This window comes from Candidatus Reidiella endopervernicosa, from assembly GCF_013343005.1.
Lineage (GTDB): Bacteria > Pseudomonadota > Gammaproteobacteria.
Genome location: NZ_CP054491.1, coordinates 1222501 through 1245807 on the forward strand (window position 1 = coordinate 1222501; position 23307 = coordinate 1245807).

16 protein-coding genes and 1 tRNA gene are annotated in these 23307 nt (G+C 51.7%); 14 read left to right on the forward strand and 3 right to left on the reverse strand.

Going from position 1 to position 23307, the window contains the following annotated elements; all coding sequences use genetic code 11:
* Positions 1-343: 343 nt before the first annotated feature.
* Entirely contained in the window at positions 344-1411 is a 1068-nt protein-coding gene (locus tag HUE57_RS06970; protein WP_236860700.1) for a methyl-accepting chemotaxis protein, read from the reverse strand.
* Positions 1412-1500: 89 nt separating this feature from the next.
* Between HUE57_RS06970 and HUE57_RS06975 the strand changes: the two genes are divergently transcribed.
* The 7 genes from HUE57_RS06975 (at position 1501) to HUE57_RS07005 (ending at position 5832) form a co-directional block, all read left to right on the forward strand.
* Positions 1501-1641: a hypothetical protein gene (locus HUE57_RS06975; protein ID WP_174672948.1), complete on the forward strand. Its 141-nt coding sequence runs from the start codon at positions 1501-1503 to the stop codon at positions 1639-1641.
* Between the two features lie 187 nt (positions 1642-1828).
* Positions 1829-2797: a bifunctional biotin--[acetyl-CoA-carboxylase] ligase/biotin operon repressor BirA gene (gene birA / locus HUE57_RS06980; RefSeq protein WP_174672949.1), complete on the forward strand. Its 969-nt coding sequence runs from the start codon at positions 1829-1831 to the stop codon at positions 2795-2797.
* Complete coding sequence (locus tag HUE57_RS06985; protein ID WP_078483629.1) at positions 2794-3537, forward strand: type III pantothenate kinase; 744 nt, start codon at positions 2794-2796, stop codon at positions 3535-3537. The genes birA and HUE57_RS06985 overlap by 4 nt, the downstream gene beginning before the upstream one ends.
* Positions 3534-4241 carry an SPOR domain-containing protein gene (locus tag HUE57_RS06990; RefSeq protein WP_135622180.1) on the forward strand — a complete coding sequence of 236 codons (708 nt, stop codon included), beginning with the start codon at positions 3534-3536 and terminating at the stop codon, positions 4239-4241. The genes HUE57_RS06985 and HUE57_RS06990 overlap by 4 nt, the downstream gene beginning before the upstream one ends.
* 71 nt (positions 4242-4312) lie before the next feature.
* A tRNA-Thr gene (locus HUE57_RS06995) sits at positions 4313-4388 on the forward strand.
* 105 nt (positions 4389-4493) lie between these two features.
* On the forward strand, positions 4494-5687 hold the full coding sequence (locus tag HUE57_RS07000; protein ID WP_174672950.1) for a hypothetical protein: 1194 nt from the start codon (positions 4494-4496) through the stop codon (positions 5685-5687).
* A gap of 7 nt (positions 5688-5694) precedes the next feature.
* Positions 5695-5832, forward strand: a complete 138-nt coding sequence (locus HUE57_RS07005) for a hypothetical protein (RefSeq protein ID WP_174672951.1) — start codon at positions 5695-5697, stop codon at positions 5830-5832.
* A gap of 531 nt (positions 5833-6363) precedes the next feature.
* Here HUE57_RS07005 and HUE57_RS07010 read toward each other — a convergent pair.
* On the reverse strand, positions 6364-6519 hold the full coding sequence (locus tag HUE57_RS07010; protein WP_174672952.1) for a hypothetical protein: 156 nt from the start codon (positions 6517-6519) through the stop codon (positions 6364-6366).
* Positions 6520-6558: 39 nt separating this feature from the next.
* Between HUE57_RS07010 and HUE57_RS07015 the strand changes: the two genes are divergently transcribed.
* The 7 genes from HUE57_RS07015 to HUE57_RS07040 all read left to right on the forward strand — a co-directional run bounded on the left by HUE57_RS07015 (position 6559) and on the right by HUE57_RS07040 (position 21689).
* Positions 6559-15168, forward strand: coding sequence for a two-partner secretion domain-containing protein (locus HUE57_RS07015; RefSeq protein ID WP_174672953.1), 8610 nt, complete (start codon positions 6559-6561; stop codon positions 15166-15168).
* 44 nt (positions 15169-15212) lie between these two features.
* A complete protein-coding gene (locus HUE57_RS07020) occupies positions 15213-16160 on the forward strand; it encodes a hypothetical protein (protein ID WP_174672954.1) in 948 nt (315 codons plus the stop codon).
* A 98-nt stretch (positions 16161-16258) separates the two neighbouring features.
* Positions 16259-16390: a hypothetical protein gene (locus tag HUE57_RS19590; RefSeq protein WP_272902026.1), complete on the forward strand. Its 132-nt coding sequence runs from the start codon at positions 16259-16261 to the stop codon at positions 16388-16390.
* Positions 16391-16407: 17 nt separating this feature from the next.
* Positions 16408-18768 (forward strand): beta strand repeat-containing protein, encoded by a 2361-nt coding sequence (locus HUE57_RS07025; RefSeq protein ID WP_174672955.1) that lies wholly within the window; start codon positions 16408-16410, stop codon positions 18766-18768.
* 76 nt (positions 18769-18844) lie between these two features.
* Positions 18845-20416, forward strand: a complete 1572-nt coding sequence (locus HUE57_RS07030) for a ShlB/FhaC/HecB family hemolysin secretion/activation protein (protein WP_174672956.1) — start codon at positions 18845-18847, stop codon at positions 20414-20416.
* A gap of 80 nt (positions 20417-20496) precedes the next feature.
* The gene (locus HUE57_RS07035; RefSeq protein WP_174672957.1) at positions 20497-20769 is read left to right on the forward strand and encodes a hypothetical protein; all 273 of its coding nucleotides are present in this window, start codon (positions 20497-20499) and stop codon (positions 20767-20769) included.
* Between the two features lie 65 nt (positions 20770-20834).
* On the forward strand, positions 20835-21689 hold the full coding sequence (locus HUE57_RS07040) for a hypothetical protein (RefSeq protein WP_174672958.1): 855 nt from the start codon (positions 20835-20837) through the stop codon (positions 21687-21689).
* A 201-nt stretch (positions 21690-21890) separates the two neighbouring features.
* Here the strand turns inward: HUE57_RS07040 and HUE57_RS07045 are convergent, their stop codons facing one another.
* Complete coding sequence (locus HUE57_RS07045; protein ID WP_078485207.1) at positions 21891-23216, reverse strand: UDP-glucose dehydrogenase family protein; 1326 nt, start codon at positions 23214-23216, stop codon at positions 21891-21893.
* Between the last annotated feature and the right edge of the window lie 91 nt (positions 23217-23307).

A 23307-nucleotide genomic window follows, 5' to 3' on the forward strand; every position in this document is an offset into this window, starting at 1 on the left:
ATCACTCAGTGTAGTTCAGCGCTTCAAGCAAGCATATTATTCAATGGCTATTGAGGGTTTTAAGGCAAAGAGTGGTTTGTTTTAAATAGAACCAAAGAACGTCATCTTAGCTGTGTATTGGTTTTCTATGTCATGGATTGTTAAGTGGAAAGCGTTCGATCTGGGTGTGAACGTTCAGTCAATAGTGTTGCAAGGTGAATAACCATTGAAGTAATTCGTTACCTTGTGCTCTAGCGGAAGCAGCTACCGACTAAAGGTGGTTTTCTTCTGGTTATAGAGTTAAGGCGTCAAAGCAGCTAGCACAATCTAAATAGTCCGCCTCTGTACCATAATTAGTGCTTCATTAAACTTTGAAGCGTTGAATCAGTGATTCCAACTTGGATGTTAGTTGTCCCATCTCGTTACTAGATTCTGAGGTCTGCTGTACGCTTATGGCTGTCTCTTTAGCAGAGTCACTAATATTGACTACGTTATTGTTGATCTCTTCTGACATTCTTTCCTGTTCACTAGATGAATTGGCTATTTGAGATGTCATCTCCGAGATATTTGTGACAGCACTAGCAATTGAAGCCAATGCTGCTCCAGCTTCTCCTGCCTGAGTCACGCTTGTTTGAGTCTGATTACTTCCGACCTGCATTGCTGCTGCGGCATTACGAGCTCCCTCTTGAAGATGTTCAATTATCTCTTGAATCTCTTGCGTTGATTCCTGAGTCCGTGAGGCGAGCGTGCGAACTTCGTCGGCGACAACAGCGAATCCCCTACCTTGTTCACCAGCACGAGCGGCTTCTATCGCAGCATTCAGTGCTAGTAGATTTGTCTGTTCTGCGATCCCTTTAATAACATCCAGAACGACACCAACGTTTTCGCTATCTGCTTCTAGTTTATTGATTACAGTGGTCGCTTTCTCAACTTCGCTCGCTAGAGTGTTGATGCTATTGATAGTGCTATTCACAACTTGATGACCCTTGTTGGCATCAATATCGGCTTGTTTCGCGGCTTCTGCTGCCTGTTCGGCGTGGTGAGCAACGTTTTGCACCATAGAAGACATCTCGTTCATGGCATTTGCAACCTGCTCAGTTTCGACCTGTTGCTGATTAACTCTATGGCTTGTTTCGCTTGTAATGGTCTGGAGTAGCTCACTTGATTGAGTCAGATGGGATGATGAGTCTGATATCTGCGAAATCATATGGCGAAGATTTTCGGTCATCTGGTTGACGCTGTTCACGATCTCTCCAATAACGTCATTGCTCTCGATGGTGCACTGATGTGAGATATCATTTTGACTGACAGCCTTTGCAACATCTGAAATGCGTCTTACTTTCCTTAATAGAACAATATTGACCAGCACATAGTTAATGACGCCAATTGATGTGCCGGCTATTAGGCATCCAACAATAAACCAGAGCTTCATTCCCTCTTTCCACTCGACAAAAAATTGAGCGTAGAGAGGAAATACCATGCCCATGAATAGACCACCGGGAGTCGCTATTTTGCGAAAGTTTGTTTTGGGCATCCAAGCCAAGCAAACAGCAAAACTTCACGCGACCGTTTATGCCTGCGGCGCCCGACGTCCTGCGTTCGTTGCGTAATCACCTCTTCGCTGCTCTACACAACTCCCTCAGTGACTCTACGCCGACATAAAGCCGCTGCTGCATCTTCTCCGTCGTTCGCTCGCGCTCTCAACTACGAATAGGCAGACGGCGTCGACTATCGGGGACTAACCGCCCTCACTTCGCTCTCCATGGCGGTCAGCGGATGCAAATCTTTATCTCTTCAAACTGCTTTCACGTAGGAATCGATTTCCACTGTTACAATGGCTCGCATGAGTATGCATCACAATCTTTTACAGTTGCTCTCAAATGGACGCTTCCACTCAGGCGAAGAGCTGGGTAGGGAATTGGGAGTCAGTCGGGCTGCTGTTTGGAAAAGTATTAAGTTGCTACAAAAAATGGGGATGACAATATTTGCGATACGTGGGCGAGGATATTCACTTGAACATTCGGTTGAGTTGCTCGAATCACATAAAATCTGTAGTGAATATATGACCAATAAAGACAGGAACCTAGAGCAACTACTGGTGCTCGAGTCGGTTCCCTCGACCAATAGTTATCTTATGGAACGGATTGATAATGATTGGGTTAAGCCTAGAGCAGTTGTTGCTGAGTATCAGAGTGAGGGGCGGGGGCGTCGCGGTAGGAATTGGTGCTCGCCTTTTGCTGCAAGCATCTATCTATCATTATTTTATTCATTTGATCGAGGCGTGGCTGATCTTGGCGGTATTAGTCTAGCTATTGGATTGGCAGTGCGGAAAGCCATCCTTTCACTTATGCCGTGTGAGCTAAGCGTAAAGTGGCCGAACGATCTAATGTGGAAAGGTAAGAAGCTTGGCGGTGTCTTAGTTGAATTGTCTGGTGACCCACTATCTGAATGTAAAATGGTAGTGGGTGTTGGTATAAACTATCGTATGCCTAATGGCACTAATATCGACCAACCATGGATTGATCTCAGTTCTATAGTTGGTGATAACTTGCCCTCACGAAACGAACTGACGGGTGCGTTAATTGAGTCCATTCTAGATGCCTGTTCTGTACTTGATAACAGTGGTTTCGAACAGTTTATTGAAGAGTGGAGCTTGGCTGATGCAGTTGTTAATCAAAAGGTCAGCCTGCAACTTGGCAACAAAAGGATTGATGGAATTGCGCGCGGTATAGACTCATTGGGTTCTATACGAATTGAGTCAGATGGTGTGGTTCGATCATATGCATCAGGCGAAGTGAGCCTGAGAGTCACAGAATGATACTGCTAGTCGATTCTGGGAATTCACGATTAAAGTGGGCACCGTTTAATGCCTATGGAGAGATAGAAGCTCGAGTATTAATCCCTGATTTAGATCGTTTTGATGCTCAACTCACTGCGGCATGGAGTGTGACCGATATCCCTCAAAGAGTGTTGGTGTCGACAGTTTCATCTGAGAAGGTAAATCGAACAATACAAACAGTCAGCAAAGAATTGTGGGGAATAGATGCCGAGTTTGTACGATCAACTCAGTCGTTATTTGGTGTCACAAATGGATATGACACCCCAGAAAAGCTGGGTGTAGATCGTTGGATGGCGATGCTGGCTGCATGGAAGGATTACGAAAGAGAGACAATTGTGGTGGACTGCGGCACGGCGGTCACGATCGACTGCCTAAATGGTGCAGGCCAACATCTAGGTGGCTTAATAACCCCTGGTGTTCAGATGATGCAAGAGGTATTGGGGAAGAATACGTCTGGGATTGAACTATCGAGTCGTGGTCAAGTCGGGCAGTGGGCACGAAATACTGACGACGCTATAGTTAGTGGCTCTGTGCAAAGTGTTGTCGCACTTATCGAGCGGGTTGTGGCGCAGTACAAACACGAATTAGAATCGGAACCGGTAGTTGTGATCACCGGTGGTGATGCTTCGTGTCTTCTGCCGTATTTTAGAATAACAATCAGACATGACCATGAACTGGTACTTAAAGGATTGGCGTTACTCTCCACGGGAATAGAATGAAAAAGCTCTTCATCTTGCTACTTATCTGTAATCTAGGCCTCTTCGGCTGGCTCTATATCAATGAAACGAGTGTTGATGGCGCTGTCACGATTGCACCGATTGCGGATGATGTAGCAAAGCTGCAGCTACTTAGCGAATGGGTTGATACATCTGAGCAACAGCTGATTAATCGTGTCGAGCCTGTATCGGCTCCTATGCCATTCGTCCCCCCCGTTGCTGTTGTGGTGGAGCCACCACCTTCGCAAGATATCTGTTTTGAGATCGGTCCCTTTAAGAGTGACGATCATGCAAGTCAGAGTGCTGAGAAAATATCTGCTGCTGGTTTATCAAGCAGTAAACGCAGAACCTTTGTTGAAGAACGATTTGGTTACTGGGTGCTATTGCCGCCATATACAAGTCGCACCAAGGCACTTGAGGCTGCCACAAAACTCTCTGAAATGGGCATCCAGGACTATTTTGTTGTGCTTGCCAGTGGTAGAAAAAATGCCGTATCACTCGGTGTGTTTAAACAGAAACAGAGTGCTGTGCAGCGCAAGCGTGTGATCGAAAAGATGGGCTTTAAGCCACAGATTGAAGATCGCATGAAGAAAGAGACGCGTTACTGGCTAGATTATCGTGGTAAAAATGCGCTCAGTGAGGCCCTATGGAGTGAGATTGAGGCTATCTCACCCGAGGCTCAGTTGAACAGAATGGCGTGTAAATAATTGGCATTACAGTGATGTTGGTCTAGAATGCGCAGCTTGCAATTGGCGCAGGCCCGTTGCCCATCTATATAGCCGACATAGCACAACTGGTAGTGCAACTGATTTGTAATCAGTAGGTTCGGGGTTCAAGTCCTCGTGTCGGCACCATTTTCTCAAATCCACCGATTAATATTCAGGGCGCTTCACATTTTGCTGGGGCGCGCTGGCGTGGTTGGTTGCGTCAATAATTAGCATAATTATAGGGAGCGTAGGATGTCGGTTGTGCTGTTTACCTGGGAGCTAGGCGCAGGCATGGGGCATGTGATGCCCTATATCAACGCAGCAAAGCGTTTGGTTGATAATGGTCATGACGTGGTCTTTGCAATGCGTGAACTCTCACGCGCCGAACGACTGTTCGAGGGAACCGGGATTCGCTACATCCAGGCGCCTTCGCAGGTAAAGAAGATCGAGGCACCGATTCGCCCCACCAACAGCTATGCGCAGATCATTCATAACACCGGCTTCTCCGATGTCTATCGCCTGACTGCACTGGTACGTGCATGGCAGGAGCTCTACAGGATGGTCAAACCCGACCTAGTAGTACTTGACCACAGTCCGAGCGCCTTGATCACCTCTAAAGGCTTTGAACTAAAGCGAATTTTAATTGGCAGTGGGTTTTTCATTCCCCCTTCCGATGAACAGCTGCCGATGCTCTTCACCAGTCCCAAGACCGATGATGAAAAGGTTCGAAGTGACGAACAGCAGGTGCTCGACAAAATCCTCGAAGTAACCAAGCGGCTTGCTCTCCCCGAGATCAACTCCTGGAAATCGATGTTTGATGTCGATCGCAAGCTCTTTAGAACCTTCAAAGAACTCGATCACTATGGAGGGCGTGATGATTGCGAATATCTCGGTATAGGACCAGATAAGCCAGGCGTAGAACCTGGCTGGCCTGAAGGAAGAGGCAAGCGTGTGTTTGCCTATCTCAAGCCATTTAAAACCCTCCCGGCACTACTGCAGATGCTCAATAAGTTCGGAAATCCGACACTGATATATGGCGATGGTATCAAGCAGGAGACCAAGGATCGATTTAGCTCAAAGACACTGAAGTTTGTCGATCAGCCGCTCGATATGGGGCTGGTGGGTAAAAGTGCGCAGGTAGCTATAACTAACGCCAATCACGGTACCATCGCCTCTCTGCTGTTGGCGGGTTTGCCTCAACTGCTACTGCCACTTCAACTTGAACAGATGATTCTTGCCAGCCGTGTGGCGGCACTGGGTGTTGGTCTTGCTGCTCCAAAGCTACGTCAGGGCGGCATGGCCAATAAGTTCAAGCAGCTCTGTGAGGATGAGCGCTATCAAAAGGCGGCTGATGAGTTCGTACAGAGAAACATCAATTTCGATCGCGAAACCCTTACAAGTCGTTTGGTAGAGGTGGTTCAGAAGCTGTTGAAACATGGTGAATAGGAGCTGAATGCTGCTCGGTTACTGGAAGCGCTTCCATTTCCAGATGGCCATCTCCGGTGTGGTCGGTATGCCGGCCACTCGCATTATCCCCTCCGGTGTCGAGGCGATGGCCAGGCAGGTGATCGACGAGGTCGAGGCGCTCTGAAAAGTCTGGTCTCTCTTCCCCGAGAGGCGATCGACCTGCACCTCTAAGCGGAGACTACAGCGCAACAACCACAGCGCCCCATCTCATCGTATGCCAGCAAGGATATGGCGGGGTGGGGCGCTGTGGTTTTGAGATTGAATCGTTACAGCGCAATTTTGATGGCGAATCACGAGGTGGGGTCTGATACGAGTCCGAGTAAAGGGACTAAATATTCCTGATTCTGGGCGGGCGAAGTGTCGATATTGCGCCACTTTAGAGTCATATCAATAGGATAGATTCTGTTAATTGTGTCACATTAATAAATTAGTAACTCCTTATTTAATATGGGGTGTTGACTTGATTGTGACGGAAGTCTCAGAATGCAACGCTAACTAATTTGTGAAGGTATGCGAAGGCCGTTTTGATAGCGGTCTTAAATAAGAATTTTAACTATCGCAGTGGCAGCTGCGGCTAGGAGAAGAAAAGATGATCACCGTTCAGAAAAAGGAACTGTTCCACCGCTGACCGCCATGGATAGCGAAGTGAAGGCGGTTAGCCCTCGATAGTCGACGCCGTCTGCCTATTCGTAGTTGAGAGCGCGAGCGAACGACGAAGAAGATGTCGGCGTAGAGTCAGTGAGGAAGTTGTGTAGAGCCGCGAAGAGGTGATTACGCAACGAACGCAGGACGGTCGGGGCGCCGCAGGCATAAACGGTCGCGTGAAGTTTTGCTGTTTGCTTGGGCTTGGATGCCCAAAACAAACTTTCGCAAAATAGCGACTCCCCAGTGGCGTCGTGCGAAACGTAACAAACAGGAAGTTTCGGTATGTGCGCGGCTAACGCTGGCAGGAACCCTTGTTTTCACCACGGTTTCAGCCAATGCCGGTCCGGTTGGCGGAGAGATCACAGTCGGTTCAGGTAGCATTACCCAGAACGATGCCGATACCTTAATAGATCAAACAACGAATCGATTGGATATCGACTGGCAAGACTTCTCCAGTGAAGTCGGTGAATCGATCACCTTCGCTCAACCCAATGAACTCTCTATTGCGATCAACCGTGTAATCGGTGGAGTACCAAGTGAGCTAAGAGGCGCGCTGACTGCCAACGGTCGCGTCTTCATTATTAATGACGCTGGTATTACCTTCCACGGTACTTCACAGGTTAACGTCGGCTCTCTGATCGCCACCACTGCCAATACCCTCAATGAAGATGACGGCAGGTTCTCCTTCATCGGTAGCGGCACCGGCAACGTTATCAACCACGGTTACATCACCGTCTCCGAGGGCGGCTTCGCCATTCTTGCTGCGCCCTACGTAGAGAATACCGGTTATGTGCAGGCTGACCTCGGCGAGGTTCATCTTGCGGGCACCAACAGCTTCTCGCTCGATCTGAAGGGTGATGGCCTGATCAACTTCGTCGTCTCAGATGAAAATGCGGATGTGATTGCTGCTGAGGGTGACAAGCTTGGTGTCGATAACAGCGGCACCCTTCGTGCGCGCTCTGGTTTGATCACCATTACTGCAGAAACCGCATCACAGATGATCGATAGCATTATCGGTCTGAATGGTGTGATCGACGCGGATGCCTTCGCTGAAGATGGAAACGGCGGTACCGTGCTGCTCGATAGCCGTGGAAGCATCGAAATCAATGATGGCGCAGTGATTAGTGCAGATGCAGGTGCCAATGGTGACGGTGGTACCGTGCTCACCTGGGCTGACCAGATCAACTACTTCAAAGAAGGCGCGAAGATTTCTGCGCGTGGTGGTGATGAGACAGGTGACGGTGGTTTTGTTGAGGTCAGCGCCAAGAAGGTCGTCTTCCAGGGCGGTATCGACGCATCCGCGCCAAATGGTGAGAATGGTGTTTTGCTAATTGATCCCGATCATATTGTCATTTTGGATCAAAGTGCCACAACTTCCGGAGTTTCTGGATCGACTATTAATGCGACATCAGCTGCTACATCAGGCTCGATTACATACATCAAAGAAGACACCATTGAGGGTTTGAGTGCGGATGTCTTTCTTGAGGCAAACCAGTCAATCACCATGAATGACCTCGTGACCGATGGCGTACTCGATCTTGGCGATTACAATATCGTTCTACAGACATTGAACGCCGATGGTTCAATCGCTTTTGCCAATACCGATAACACTATTCGTGCTGCTGCGGGCGATGTCACAATCAGGACGCTAAATACCTCGCTTTCAGCATCGGCTGCGGCCACAACAGCACAGATAGCCGCTTCAGGTGCGGTCAATATCGGTAACATCGAGATCACCGATGGTGGTTCGCTGACCGTCAAGGCGGGTAACGGCGATCTGAATATCGGATCGATCGACGTGCATGCTGGCGACGGCAATGATCAGACAGCGCTCGCCGATGTTGATCTTCACGCCTTCGGCACCAGTGCGGATGTGGTGATTAATGGCGATGTCTCAGTAACTGCGCAGGCCGATCACAACTTGAATACCGGTGGTACTGATGAGACGGCCTCGGCTATGGCTACTCTTGACGTCACGGCGGGTAATAATATTCGTCTCAATGGCGATCTGAGCGTTGATGCGCAGACCCTCTCCTCCTCAAATCGTGCAATTGACGGTTCGGGTGCGTCGGTCCGTGCGCGGGCAACCGCCGCCGCCACACTTGTGGCAGATGGCGTGCATCTGAGCAGTGATGGATCTCCGGCGCTCTACAGCGTAACGGCAGGTGTAACCGCCAACAACAACAGTGCGGTTACGACAGCAGACGATGGTGCAGAGGCGTCAGTTTTCGCTAGTGCGGATTTGAGTATTACTGCAAATGAGGCTGATATCGAGCTGGATGGCAGTGTGAACGTAGCTGCAAATGCCTACGGATATAACAATAGTGCGACGGCAGAATCTGCTGTTGCGATCACTACGGTCACGGCGATAGCAAATGCCAGCTTCATGGCTAATGAGGATGTGATTCTCCACGGTGACAGCAATCAGGTTACTGCTTCAGCGATTAGCTCACAGAATCACGCGTCTGCCGATAATAGTGATGTGGCCTATGGCGGTGCTGTGGCTTATGGCACGTTGATGGTGAGCGCGAGTGGCGATGCGACGGTCGAGGGCTCGGTATCTATCGATGTCGATGCGCAGTCGTTAAAGAATAATGTTAAGGCCGAGGGAGATTATGCGCACGGTGGTGCGGCAGCCTATGGTCTGATGAGCGTGATTAGCAGCGGGGTCACGGTCACCGACGGTATAACGGTTGATGCGATTACGATCGATGTCGATGCGCTTTCAGATGAGAATACCGTGGTAGCCAAGGACGTTGTCGATGGTGGCGCTTCATACGGCATTGCTAATGCCTATGCCGATGCTGAGCTATCACTGCAGGCGGTCGATGGTGGGGTTACGATTAATGACGATGTAACCGTTTCGGCGACTGCGGACAGTATCGATAACGATGCTTCGGCCTCCTATGGTGCCTATGCGATGGCGCGTGCCGCGGCCTCGGTTGATATTGATGCAGAACTCTCATTCGAGACCGATTACGGTATTAGTGTGACTGCCGATGCCCTGACGAACAGCAATAACGTTGATGTTCCTCTCCTTGGTTATGGTGCAATAGCAGCTGCGATGGCGGATGCACAGCTCAACGTTTCAGTCGATGACGGCACAAGCAGCGGTAGCGCGTTTGTTGCAATGTCGGGTTTTGATGTGCTCGCATCAGCTCAGACGCTAAACAATACGGTTGACGGTGGCCAGTACGGTGCATACGCAAATGCATCTGCTGATGCTAATGCGACTATCCTCGCGCAGGACTCAGTCACCATCAATGGTAGTGGAGATGTCGAGGCATACGGCCTCTCCAGTGATAATACGGTTGATGTGATTGAAGAGTTTGCGCGTGCCGATGCCTCCGTTGAGGCTGATCTGGTGGTAACGGCCTATGGCGAGAATGGCTCTGCAGCATACGGTGGCATGGTAAGCGTCACCGGCGATTTGGGTGTAACCGCCTCGGCTGAGACCTATGGAAACAGTGTCGTTGGATATGGTGTGATCCCATCCGATTTATTGGTCGCGAATGCCTATGGTGACGCAACAGCCACTATCAACGGTAAATATGGTGTCTCGCTGACTGGCGACCTTGACGTAAATGCGGTGGCCTTAAGCAGCTCGAATCTGGTCTCTGCCAGTTATGGCGTTGGCGCGCTTGCATCTGCGCTTGCATCTGCCGATGGTCAAATCATTACTGAATATGGTGCAGTGACTGTCGATGGTGATGTCTCTGTCGCAGCAGATGCCGAGACCTATGGAAACACGGTAAACGCCTACGGTTCAGGTGCTAACGCTCGAGCCAGCGCCAATGCCACTGGCCGTATCTATAGCGAATATGGTGCTGGCGTTTCCATGATCAACGACTCCGATCTGGTTGTGACGGCCGATGCGCTTGCCAGTGGCAATATTGTCACGGCCTCCTATGGTGATTTTGCAGTGGCTGATGCCTACGCATCCGCCTACGGTTATGTCGAAGCCGATGATGGCGTGGTCGATGTTGATGGCACGGTCAGGATTGATGCAACCGCAGAATCGATCGGTAATACCGTTTCCGTCGGTGAGGATACTGTGAGAGCCAATGCCGATGCCGATGCCTATGGCTATGCCTACGGTGCCTATGGTGTGTCGCTGGGCAGTACTTCATCAAGCGGTGGGATGGACGTCTCGGCCGTTGCACTCTCCTCATCCAACACAATTACAGCCGCAGGCTCTGAGGCCTATGGCAGTGCTGAAGCATCAGCATATGGAGCTGTGATTGCACCGGTAGGTGTGGCACAGGTGACAGGAGCTATGTCTGTCGAGGCCGATGCCAAGACCTATGGCAATGTCTTAGTCGCCTACGGTGATGATTCAGAAGGTGCATCATTTGAGGCCGATGCCAATGCGAACGCCCGCGGGGTGGTTATGGGTGAGGCTGCCGTGGTGCTGGGCAGCGGTTCAAGCGATGGCGATATCCAGGTGACAGCCACCGCCATCTCCTCGGCCAACGATATGTCTCAGTTTGGCAGTCAATATGGAACGGCATGGGGCAGCGCAAATGCAACCGCCTCTGCCTATGTCTTCTCACCCAACGTGGTCTACGGGGCCGGTACTGTTGAGGTGACTGCGGATGCGCAGTCGGTTAGCAATAGTGTTGATGTGGCGGCGAGTTCAGATGGCGGTAGCGTGCATCTAGATGCGTTTGCAAGGGCCTACGGCGAGATTCTGGGTTTCTACGGAGTAATGCTGGGCGGTAGTTCACATGAGGGTGGTGTAGATGTCACCGCGACAGCTCTCTCCTCGGGTAACTATGGCGTTGCAGGGGCGGATGGTGGTGATGTTCATGCCAGCGCGGATGCCTATGGTACTGCGGGTGTTAATGCGCCTTATGGTGAGGTTGCAGTGACCACGATAGCCGCTTCTGCCAGTGCGCAATCCCTGGGCAATAGCGGCTTTGCCGATGATGGCTACGGTGTCGTCAATGTGGACGCCAATGCCTTTGCCGTGGCGTACGGCAATGCGATGTACGGTGTCTCAATAGGCGATGGTACACATGCGGGTGATCTGACTGCGGTAGCCACCGCGATCTCTTCGAATAACTACGGTGTGGCGGGCGAATACGGGACCGTGAATGTTGATGCAACGGCGTTGGCCGGAGGCACGATTTATACCCCATACGGCAGTATCAATGTGATGGGTGACATGACGGTTTCGGCTGAAGCACTGGCTTCGAGTAACTTTGCCGAAGTGGGAAGCTACGGCACCGTCAACGGTGATGCGGATGCCCTCTCACTCGGTTACGTGCTTGCACCATACGGTGTCATCAGCCCCGAGGATAATTCGACCACCATTACCGGTACTCTCGAGGTCAGCGCAAATGCTGAGTCTTACGGAAATGTTGGCTTCACTTCGGGTGACTATGGCAGTGTAGAACTGGGTGCTAGTGCAGATGCGTTTGCGTTTGTGCTCGATGTGACTGAGAACGGCATCACGCTCGGTAGCGCCTCAGGCGAGGGCGATCTGACAGTAAGTGCAACGGCCATCTCCTCTAATAACTACGGTATTGTCAGGGATTATGGTGTTGTAACGGCGAATGCAGATGCCTACGGACTCGGTGTTCTGGTAGCTGCCTATGGTATCGATGTTATGGGAACAGCAGGAGTCACTGCTGATGCACAGTCTGTCGAGAACTGGGTGGTCACTCCCAAGTCTTATGGGAATGATCTGCACCTAGAAGCGAATGCAAATGCACGCCTTCTTGTTGATTCTGAAGCGGGTGATGTAACCATCGGAACATCTGACGGTGGCGGGATTAATGTTGCAGCGACAGCGCTCTCCTCGGGTAACTACGGTGTAGTCGGTTATGGTGGCGATATCTTCGGTAGCGCCATGGCCTATGGTGTGGCCACCGTCTTTGCAGACGGAGATTTGGGTTCGAGTTACGGCGGTCATATCCAGGTGACCGGTGTCTCATCGGTCAGCGGGTCAGCTGAATCGAAAAACAATACCCTGATGGCCTACAGCTCTAGTTACGAGGCTTCAAGTGACGCTGTTTACGGCACGCTTGTTGATGCCAAAGCGAATGGTTACGGCGTTGGTCTTCTGGCTGCAGAGTACGGTGTCACGTTGGGTAGTGGTTCTACTGAGGGTGACTTCACCGTTAACGCACATGCACTCTCATCGAACAATCTGCTCGTCGCATCAGATGCGGAATACGGTGTACAGGTGGAAGGCAGTGCCGATGCGCTTGCCACGCTCATTATTGATACTGACTACGGCTCAATCACAGGCGCTGGAGAAATAACGGTTTCGGCTGATGCCTACGGCCTGGCAAATCAGGCCTACGGATATACCTCGAATGACCCCTATTACGGCGCTGAATCAATAGCTGATCTGGATGTTGAGGCCGCTGCGTACTTGATGATGAATGGGCCTGATGGTGTCTCGCTAGGGGATGCCTCTCATGCCGGTGATATTACCGTTACTGCAGATGCGCTCTCCTCAAATAACTACGGCTACCTCAGTTCACAGGACAATGTAAATGCAAGTGCCCAGGCGAGTGCTTCTGGTGAGGTTTATGCTGAATATGGAACGGTGTTTATCAGTGGTTCAATCACAGCTTCTGCTGAAGCGACCACGCTGAATAACACGGCAGTGGCTGCAGAAGACGCCGACGCCGATGCCGATGCCGACGCTAACTTCTCTGTTGCCGGTACCTACGGAGTAACGCTTGGAAGTGCGAGTGGCGCTGGGACCGTCACGGTGTCTGCAGTGGCGCTCTCATCAGGTAATGTCGTTTCCGCCTCCTACGGCGGTCTTGATGCCAGTGCCGAGGGTCGCGCTCGGGCCGATGTCGAGGCTGATTACGGAGAGGTGGTGATCACTGGTGGCGTTGAAGTCACAGCAAGTGCGGACTCAATTGATAATGCGGCATATGGCTCTTATGTCATAGGTGAAACAGAGGTCGATGCAGATGCCTACGGCTATGCCGAAATCTATGGCGAGGATGGTGTAACTCTCGGTAGCGCCTACGGTGCTGGTACGGTGGATGTTACCGTTTCGGCGCTCGCTTCAGGCAACTATGCGGTGGTTGGTGCGGGTGTTGTGCACGGTGGTGAATATGGAAGAGAGGTGTTTGGTAGCGCCGAAGCATATGGACAGGCGGTTATCGTCGCTCCTGATGGAGAGGTGGAAACCGTTGGTTCGGTGACTGTCGATGTAGCTGCCGAGACCAAGGGCAATACCCTGTCGAATCTGGCATACGGTAGTGCGGCTTCCTACGGCGGAAATGTAAACGCCTACGGTAATGCTTACGGTGTCGCTTACATCGCAGGTGAGTATGGCGTGACCATCGGTGAGTCCTCCTCGGAAGCCGGTGTCTCTGTGACAGTCGATGCGCTCTCATCAAACAACACGGTCGTCTCTGAGTATGGAGCGGTCCTGGCGAGTGCGAATGCATATGGCTACAACAAGATCTATGCGGATAACGGTTCGATCTCTATCAACGGTTTGGTTGAGCTGACGGTTGATGCGCAGTCTTTGAACAATGTTGCCTCAGCGCTTGATCAAGGAAGTTTGGGTAGAGATGTCGATGCAGATGCGGACGCAGAGGCATACGGCAGTGTCGATATTCGCGGTGAGGATGGCGTCACGCTGGGTAGCGCGGCACACGATGGCGGGATGGTTGTTAGTGTCGATGCGCTCTCTTCGGGTAATAAGGCCTTCTCCGAGTATGGCAATGCCTTCGCCAGTGCTGATGCGATCGGCTACGGCGAGATCGAGGCCGATGAGGGTGAGGTTACAATCACGGGTAGCGTGACCATTGAGATTGATGCCCAGGCGGCCAACAACACCGCATCTGTCGGTGCTTCTTACGGTGGGTATGCCTCCGCAGATGCCGATGCCGAAGGATACGGTTATGTAGCAGGCCAGTATGGCGTGACGATTACCGGCTCTGAATATGGCGCCATTAATGTTGCTGTGACAGCTGACTCTACAAGCAACATGGCCTATGGCATTAGCTTTGCCGAGGCGGGGGCCGAGGCGTGGGCCTATGGTTATGGAGTTTCTAATTACGGTGCAGTCTATATAACCGGTGACGTATCGGTGTCGGCCGACGCACGGTCTGTTAACAACGATGTCCTGTCATCAAGTGGTTCTGCCTATGGCCAGGCATCTGCGGTTGCCTCCGCATCGATCAACGCCTATGGCGATGTGACGGTCGGAACTGCATCGGCGAAGAGCGATATCGATGTTTCAGCGACTACCCTGAGCTCTGGCAATACAGTGAATGCTTCTAGCGGTGCTGATGTGAGTGCTGATGCTGAAGCCTTTGCCGATATCTATTCGAGCTACGGTGAGGTCAATGGTGTAGGCGATATCTCGGTCACTGCCGATGCGAGGTCGATTGGAAACTCGGCAGATGCCATTAGTGGTGATTCAGCACAGGCCTATGCCGATGCAACGGCTGATCTCGATATTAGAGGGCCATATGGTGTAAGTCTCGATGGCGATGTAGCGGTTAGCGCTGCAGCGCTATCCTCAAATAACATGGTCTCCGCCTCGAGTAGTTATGCCAGCGCCTGGGCGTGGGGTAGTGCGGATGCCGATGTTGAAAGCAGTTACGGAAGTGTTGCGATTACCGGTGCCTTTGAAGTGACAGCCGATGTGCAGTCACTGGATAACGAGGTCTACGGCTATTACTACGGTTATGCGAGTGCAAGCGCAAATGCCAATGGTGACCTCGTTGGCAATACGGGAGTGTCTGTCGGTTCGGTAACGGTCACAGCGTCGGCACTGAGCTCTAGTAACTGGCTTCGGTCTACTACGCTGGTTACGGTGGCGCAATAGCGTCGGCCTCCATAGAAGCGGGAGCACCAAACGGCAGTGTCGATGTGACCGGCGATGTGGTGGTTACAGCGGATGGCCAGTCGCTCGGCAACTCTGTCTATGCCACAGGCAGTTACTACGGTTATGCCAGCGGTGTGGCCAATGCCTACGGTAACTTGACAGGTGATTCCGGCGTCTCTGTCGGTGGTGATGTCACCGTTGATGCCGTTGCGGTGAGCTCCAGCAATGAGGTGATTACCAGTTACTACTCTGCGGAGGCCTATGCCTCAGCCAATGCAGCAGGTGTGTTCAGTGCCAATGACGGTAGCATCGATCTCAGCGGCGATGTGACGGTGAACGCGGATGCGCAGTCGATAAACAACTCGATTACGGTGGTTGGATCAGAGTCGGCGGTGGGTTATGGGTACGCAGATGCTGATCTCTCAATTGATGGTGAAGATGGTGTGTTGATCGGTGGAGACCTGGAGGTCGGGGCGACCGCACGTACCTCGAACAATATGTTCTCAGCGGCTGAGAGTTATGCGTCTGCCAGTGCATCCGCTGATGTGGTCAGTGAGAGCGGTACTATCGATATCACAGGTGTCTTCAGTGTGGAGGCCGACGCGCAGTCATATAGCAATGAAGTCTATGCGAGTAACGATGCTGATGCAGGTGCCAGCGCTGATGCGGCCGGTTATCTCACAGGGCAGAAGGGAGTATCGGTCGGTGGTGTTGAGGTGATCGCGAATGCCATCTCTTCAAACAATATTGCAACGGCCTCAAGCAATGGTACTGCAACAGCAGGGGCCTACGCATCGGCTGAGTTTTATGGAAGTGCCAGTGATGGTGCGGTTACTGTGGCGGGTGATGTCGAGTTGAGCGCCGTTGCGCAAAGCACAGGTAACTACGGCGCTGCCTATGGTAGCTACGCCTATGTCAATGCCAATGCCAATGCCTACGGTATGCTGACCGGAGCGAATGGCGTGACAGGTATCCGGTGGAGTCGATGTTGATGCGTCGGCAGTCTCATCCGGTAATGTGGCGATTTCGGAATACGGCAATGTAACCCTGGCCGGAGCTGATGCTTACGGGATGATGCAGATGTTGGCAAGTGACGGGTAGTGTCGTTGGCAGTGATTTCGATATGTCCGTCGAGGCTCGGTCAATAAATAACAGCGCGGCTGCGGGTATGGAGTCGCTATTGATGCAGGAGCGCGTGCCTACGGGGCGGCTCTTCTGGTAGGTCAGGATGGTGTGAGTGTGGGTAGTGATGTTTCGATATCGGTTACCGCACTCTCTTCAGGAAACGATGTTTCCGGTTACGGTATTTTAAATAATGCATACGGTGGGCAGGCTGTGGCGTTTGCTGATCTGACGGCTTCTGCTGATAGCGGCAGCGTGGTCATAGGCGGCGGTGTAGTGGTGGCGGCAGATGCTGAGTCGGCCTCCAATGAAGTTTATGTCAGCGATTACGGCGACGCGTACGCATCAGCCGTAGCAAGGGCGGATGGGTATATCCACGCAGACGATGATGTAGTGATCGGCGCTGATGTTGAGATCTCTGCCGAGGCCGATTCATCGAACAACTCGGCCTATGTCTCCTCAGATGACGCGATAGTTTCGGCATACGGAGTGGCCTACGGCGCGGTTATTAGTAGTAATGGCAATGTCTCTATTACAGGCGATTTCGAGGTTGCGGCCTCGGCGGATGCCACAGGTAATGAGGCCTACGGTGATGACGATGCGGCTGCTGGAGCGACGGCAGTGGCCTTTGGAAATATCCTGGCTTATAACTCGGTGGTAGTGGAAGGTGTCTCGGTAACGGCGGACGCTGCGGCCTCAAGCAACTTCGCTTCAGCGGATGATTTTGTTAACGCAGGCGCAGGGGCGCTTGCCTACGGGTTGGTACTGGCCGAGCATGGTTCGGTGACCGCCTCTGGTGATGTGGGCTTCTCTGCAGCGGCGGATGCGAACAGCAACACCATACACAGTGAATACGGTGCGGCACACGCAGGCGCCATCGGATACTCGCGTGGATTTGTTACAGCGGACACAGGTGTAACTATTGATGGGGATCTCTCGTTTGGCGCAGATGCAACGGCTGCTGACAACGTAGTGATGGCATACGGTATTGGTGACGATGCTGGTGCCAATGGCCTCGCGGTGGCAATCGGAATGGCTTCAGCCTCTGATGGTTCTGTTGTGATCGGGGGCGACGCGATGCTGTCCGCAGATGCAGAGACCAGAGGTAATAGTGTCGAGGCCGATGAAGATGCATTTGCAAATGCCTACGGTATCGGTGTCATGGGGCTTCACGCTCAGGATGACATCTTGATAGGCGGTGATCTGCTGGCAAGTGGTGTGGTTTCAGCCAGCAATAATGATGTGGATGGTTCAAGTAACGGGATTGCTGGTGCGACCGGCACGCTCTTTGTTACCACCGAAGCCGATGAGGGTAATGTTGAAGTAACAGGTGTCGTTGATCTCACTCTTGATGTCGATTCAGTAAGCAATAACGCGAACTCATATGTCGGAGCCTTTGCCTACGGTGTAGTCAATCTTGAGGGGGCGAACACGATACTCAACTCAGGCGCTTCTGTCTCTGTTGAGGCGCTATCATCAGCCAACGATGGTACCAACGCCCGTGCATATGGTATGGGGATGTTGTATGCCAATGCTGATGGTGGTGCCGATACGGGTGATCTCACGCTCACGGGTGGTGTGACAGTCGATGGGAACGCATATGCGTATAGCAACAGTGCATCCTTCACAACTGCCAGTGCTAATGCAGGCGCGGTGCTCACCGCTGATGAGAATCTGACTCTGACGGGTGATATCGATGTCTCGGCCTCTGCTGAGAATAATCACGATGGTAGCGTCTTCGCAAACGCCTATATGTCGGCGGTTGCGGGAACAGGCAGTGCAAGTGGTGACCTGGTCATTTACGACGATGTCGCAGTGAGCGCCCATGTGGATTCGGAGTCGGGTAGTAATTCGGCGATCGCCTACGGAACAGCATCAATCTACGCTCTGCACGATGTGAAGGTCGAGGGTGATATCGATGTGGAGGTTACCGTTGATAAGGATACCGTGGTCGGAGGCTATGGGTATGCCCTGGCAGATATCGCAGCAGGCACAAACGGTTCGTCTGGTACCAGTGCGGATGGCGATGTATTCCTGCTGGGTACGGCGAGAACCATGGTTGACTCAGTCGATGAGCAGGTTGTTGAAGATGCACATACCAGAGTCCAGACAACTGGCGGTGATATCTATCTGCTGGGTTACGACCCCATTGCAGATGCCACACCGGCGTATCTGCAGACGCATGTAACAGATGAAGATGTCTCAGGTGACAGTCGTGCCAGAGTGACTATCACTCCAAATGGTGGTGATACGGTTTGGGGCTATACGGAGGACTGGGAACATATGTTGGTTCTCGAATCCACCTGGCAGGGCGTGATACTTAAGACGCCGTACGACCCGATGGGACAATTGCCGCCTCTATCTATCGGGCCTAACGGTGAGATCCAGTTCAATAATGGTATTGCCGATCCGAACCTCGCTGAGGAGTTCTGTAATCGCTTCAGCAAATTCTCCTGCGAGACGGGAGATGCCCTGTGAAAAATAACATGTCTGCATGGTGGGTGTGTCTGGTGTGGTTTTGGCTGCACCGCTAACCCTGCAGGCGGAATCTCGTATGCCTGGCGTCGTGGATCGTCCCCAGGATGAGTTGCGTGTGGCCCCGGTGTCTCCTTCGACAGAAGTTACCGATGGTGTTGCCGATTTCAGAGAGCCGGAAAATGGTAATGAAGTTGTTGCCAATGTCAGTCGAGTAAGCTTTCAGGGTAATACGGTCTTCAAGAGCAAAGCCCTTGAAGAGCTGGCCCAGCCCTATCTGGGAAGTCAGATGACCAAAAGTGATCTGGCTCATCTCAAGTATGAGATTGCTAAGGCCTATTTCAAGAAGGGCTATATCCTCGTCAAGGTAGTTACTCCTCCTCAGAATATTTCTTCTGGAACTTTGTTGGTGAAGGTCTACGAGGGCAAGGTTGGCGAGATAAGGCTGCAGGGTAAGGGTGTTAGTCACGCTATGGCCCGAGCCAGAATGCATGAGGTTGATTCGGGCGATATCTTCAATGAGCGAGATGCTGAAGAGATTACCCGCAATGTTGATGACCTGCACGGCGTTAAAGGTTCATTGAGTGTTGCACCCGGTAAAAAAGCGGGTACTACTGACCTGGTTATGAACGTCACCGATGTCTACGATGACTATCAGCAGATAAGTGTGGATAGTTACGGCAGTGAGCTGACCGGAAAGACAACCGTGGGCGGAATCTTTCATCTGAGTAATCTGATCGGTATCGGCGAGCAGTACGGATTGAAGTTGCGCTATTCCGAAGACGGTTTCTATAGCTACGATATCAATACTGATCTGCCTCTACCGCTGGGTACGACAAGTATCGAGGCGAGCTATTTCGGAAGTGATAATGATATCGGTGGTGATTTAGCAGGCTTAGGGGCATCAGGTGAAACTGAGCGCTTCCGTATCGGTTTTAAAGCATCTCCAGTCAACACAATGCGCCATAAGTTCACTGTGCGTGGCGGCTATGAGGCGAGAGAACATATCTCCTACCTATTTGACATAGAAGAGACGCACGACAGCTTGAGAAAACTCTATGGTGAACTGGGTTACACGCATAGATCAGCTCGTGCCGCATTCCATCTTGGTGCGCGAGTTAATGCGGGTCTAGATGGTCTGGGTGGGGATGAGCGTTATGAGGCTGACGCATCGAGATTTGCGGGAGATCCTGAAGCAATCATTTTCCAGCCTAGTGTCTATTTGGCATTTATCCCGACACCTAAGGACCGGATCAATGTCTTTGCGTATGGCCAGTATGCAGATGAGATTACTCTCTCATCAGACCTCTTCTCCATAGGTGGTTATGGCAGTGTTCGCGGTTTTAGAACCTCGAAAGAGACGGGCGAACATGGTGCAGCTGCAACGATTGACTACACACACACCTTCACCCCAGGCGAGGGCTGGTCGTTTGCCGTTGGACCTTTCTATGATATCGGCCATGTGGATGGAAAGATTGATGGTGCGATTGTCGATGAGACGTTGCACAGTGCGGGTTTGTCTATGGAGTTGAAAGCAACGGTTGCCGGAACTTCGCGTTTGCGATTTGATGTTGCAATGCCACTTGGCGACTATAACGATCCGCTAGTAGATGATGCAACCTTCTATGCCCGTTTTTCACAGCGTTTTTAATCGCTGTTAGAATCTAATAAACAATACATAGAGGGCGTCTGGTGGGTACACCAGGCGCCCCATTTTTTGGGAGAAGATAGATGGGTGTCACCATAACCCTGACCGACAAGGAGCTGCCGGCCTCACCGGCGTTCATTGAGTTTGTTCATGCGACACTGACCGACAGCGACTACGATGTTGGTGAGTGGTTCTATCAGGAGGGGGAGAGCCTAGCGAGGAACGATGGGCGCTTTAAGGATATCCGCGAAAAGGCGCAGTTTGTGGTGGGTCATCCGATTGGTAGCAAGATGCAGCAGCGGCTTTATGTCGGCGTAGAGTCAGTGAGGGAGTTGTGTAGAGCCGCGAAGAGGTGATTACGCAACGAACGCAGGACGTCGGGGCGCCGTAGGCATAAACGGTCGCGTTAAGTATTTGCCGCTTGCTTGGGCTTGGATGCCCAAAACAAACTTTCGCAAAAATAGCGACTCCCCAGCGCTTCTTCTTTGTTATCGGTATTCCACGTACCGGTGGTACTTATCTGACCAAGCAGCTGTTCCGCGCTGCCAACATCGACTATAAAAAGGTCCATAACGCCCTGGCGCATGACGGTTTTCCGCACCTCTCGCACCTCTCCTTCAAGGGCAAGGCGAATATGCACACCAACGGTCTGTTGCAGTTTGCCGAGTACCTGACCATGGTCGAGATCTACTTCAGCAAACATGGTCGACTTGCCTATCGCAACGGCGTGGTTGTACCGAAGAAGTTCACGAAAGGTGTCTACTACTTCGACCTGATCCGTGAGCTGATTGGCGTTAACGCCAACTACCTGCTCACCCTGCGTCACCCGCTCTCGATCTGCCAGTCGGTGATCGACAAGAGTGGTGGCATGCCCGAAGACCGCAAATACGCCCTGCGTAGCGCGATTGAACGCTGGGTGCTCGATGACTGGGTTCACTTTGGTGTGCCGGAGCAGAAGGTGCGTCAGATGGGGTACGTCGAGGCGTTGCTCGGTTACTGGAAGCGCTTCCATTTCCAGATGGCCATCTCCGGTGTGGTCGGTATGCCGACCACCCGTATTGTCCCCTACGGTGCTGAGGCTATGACTGGTGCGGCTGGCCAGTTGTTTGAAGACTTCGGTGTTGATATCGAGCCAGAGGAGTTCAAAGTCGCTGAGCCACCCGAGTTCCAGGCAGACGAGGAGGCGATGGCCAAGCAGGTGGTTGATGAGGTGGAGGCGTTCTGGAAGAGCCTGGGTCTGAACTTCCCTCGAGAGGCGATCGATCTGCGCTTCTAAGTAGAGACTACAGCGCGTTAATCACAGCGCCCCATCCCGTCGTATGCCAGTTAGGATATGGCGGGGTGGGGCGCTGTAGTTTTGGTGGTGGCAATGAGCCTGATGATTTGGCAGATTAATGTGGCTGAGTTTTTAGGTGATTTGTCGAGTCCATGCCAAAGGTGCACATCGTTTGTGCTTCTTCTGGGCGGTTGGAAATGATTATTTTCCTCGACCTATTGCATAGTATTCAAACCCGAGTTCATTCATGGTTTGTGGGTCGTAGAGGTTGCGTCCATCAAAGACAGTTGGTTCAGAGAGAGCCGATTTGATCTTATCCATGTCAGGGCTACGGAAGAGGTTCCACTCTGTGACGACAACGAGTGCGTCGGCGCCCTGCAGAGCCTCGTCATGGTCTTCGCAAAGTTTTAGGTCGTTACGCTCACCATAGATTCTACTTGTCTCTTCCATTGCCTCGGGATCAAAGGCTTGAACCTTTGCGCCTGCTGCCCAAAGTGCTTCCATCAAAACACGGCTGGGTGCTTCACGCATGTCATCGGTGTTGGGTTTAAATGAAAGCCCCCATAGTGCAAAGGACTTCCCAGCTAAATCGCCTTTGAAATGTGTCTCAATCTTTTGGAAAAGACGCTGTTTCTGTCTGTAGTTAACGGCCTCAACGGATCTGAGTAGTTCGGCGTTATATCCAATCTGGTCGGCAGTTCGTTCAAGGGCTTGTACATCTTTAGGGAAGCAGGAGCCACCATAGCCCGCGCCAGGATAGATAAAGTGGTAGCCAATACGGGGGTCAGAGCCCATACCAATTCGGACATTTTCAATGTCAGCACCGAGTTGCTCAGCTAGATTAGCTAATTCATTCATGAAGCTAATCTTAGTAGCAAGCATTGCATTTGAGGCGTATTTGGTGAGTTCGGCTGAACGGATGTCCATCTCTACGAGGCGGTCATGGCTGCGATTGAATGGAGCATAGAGTGTGCGTAACAGCTCAGTCGCACGATGGTTGTCGGTGCCGATGACAATTCTGTCGGGGCGCATGAAATCTTCAATCGCGGCACCCTCTTTAAGGAACTCTGGGTTGGAGACAACATCAAATTCAGCATCCACGCTACGACTAGCAAGCACTTCTTCGATTTGTGCTCGGACCTTGTCGGCGGTTCCAACAGGTACCGTAGATTTGTTAATGACTACCTTATGTTCATCTATGTGCTCACCAATGCTCTTTGCAACGGCGAGTACATGTTGCAGATCGGCGGAGCCGTCCTCGTCGGGTGGGGTGCCAACTGCAATGAACTGAAATAGCCCGTGATCAACGCCTTTCTGGACATCGAGGGTAAAATTGAGGCGTCCTGCGAGACGATTGCTTCGAACAATATCCTCAAGACCTGGTTCATAGATCGGAATTTCGTCGTTGTTGAGCATGTCAATTTTGCGTGGATCGATGTCTACACAAAGAACGTCATTACCGACTTGAGCGAGGCAGGCGCCTGTGACTAGGCCGACGTAGCCTGAACCATATATCGTTACTTTCATCTGATCTTTATCCGTTGTTTTCGTGATGGCCTATAGTCTGTTCGCATTTATTATGGGGCTGCGACTGGGTTTTCACCCTGATTTTAGCTGC

What these genes read in the sequence shown, in the direction of transcription:
- HUE57_RS06970 (WP_236860700.1), bottom strand. Translation starts at nt 1,411, where the DNA reads ATGAAGCTCTGGTTTATTGTTGGATGCCTAATAGCCGGCACATCAATT.
- birA (WP_174672949.1), top strand. Translation starts at nt 1,829, where the DNA reads ATGCATCACAATCTTTTACAGTTGCTCTCAAATGGACGCTTCCACTCA.
- HUE57_RS06985 (WP_078483629.1), top strand. Translation starts at nt 2,794, where the DNA reads ATGATACTGCTAGTCGATTCTGGGAATTCACGATTAAAGTGGGCACCG.
- HUE57_RS06990 (WP_135622180.1), top strand. Translation starts at nt 3,534, where the DNA reads ATGAAAAAGCTCTTCATCTTGCTACTTATCTGTAATCTAGGCCTCTTC.
- HUE57_RS07000 (WP_174672950.1), top strand. Translation starts at nt 4,494, where the DNA reads ATGTCGGTTGTGCTGTTTACCTGGGAGCTAGGCGCAGGCATGGGGCAT.
- HUE57_RS07005 (WP_174672951.1), top strand. Translation starts at nt 5,695, where the DNA reads ATGCTGCTCGGTTACTGGAAGCGCTTCCATTTCCAGATGGCCATCTCC.
- HUE57_RS07010 (WP_174672952.1), bottom strand. Translation starts at nt 6,519, where the DNA reads ATGCCTGCGGCGCCCCGACCGTCCTGCGTTCGTTGCGTAATCACCTCT.
- HUE57_RS07015 (WP_174672953.1), top strand. Translation starts at nt 6,559, where the DNA reads ATGCCCAAAACAAACTTTCGCAAAATAGCGACTCCCCAGTGGCGTCGT.
- HUE57_RS07030 (WP_174672956.1), top strand. Translation starts at nt 18,845, where the DNA reads ATGCCTGGCGTCGTGGATCGTCCCCAGGATGAGTTGCGTGTGGCCCCG.
- HUE57_RS07035 (WP_174672957.1), top strand. Translation starts at nt 20,497, where the DNA reads ATGGGTGTCACCATAACCCTGACCGACAAGGAGCTGCCGGCCTCACCG.
- HUE57_RS07045 (WP_078485207.1), bottom strand. Translation starts at nt 23,216, where the DNA reads ATGAAAGTAACGATATATGGTTCAGGCTACGTCGGCCTAGTCACAGGC.